This window comes from Shewanella sp. AS16 (assembly GCF_021412365.1).
Lineage (GTDB): Bacteria > Pseudomonadota > Gammaproteobacteria > Enterobacterales > Shewanellaceae > Shewanella > Shewanella salipaludis.
In genome coordinates, this window is record NZ_JAKCLK010000229.1 from 1 (window position 1) to 295 (window position 295).

General features: G+C 53.9%; 1 pseudogene. It reads left to right on the forward strand.

Going from position 1 to position 295, the window contains the following annotated elements:
• Positions 1-295: pseudogene (locus LZP73_RS20120) on the forward strand (hypothetical protein); the annotation flags it as partial.

Consider the following 295-nt stretch of genomic DNA (forward strand, 5'->3'; position numbering starts at 1 on the left):
AAACAACTGGCGCTATTCGAACCAACACTTGTCGTTCAGGCGCTGAAAGAAGCGGTGAAAAAATTAAACCCGCAGGCGCAATGGCGCAATCCGGTGATGTTTATCGTCTGGATCGGAAGTCTGCTGACCACCTGTATTAGCATCGCGATGGCAAGCGGTGTGATGCCTGGCAATGCGCTGTTTAGCGCGGCAATTAGCGGCTGGCTGTGGGTCACCGTACTGTTCGCTAATTTCGCCGAGGCGTTGGCAGAAGGCCGCAGTAAAGCGCAGGCCAACAGTCTGAAAGGGGTGAAAA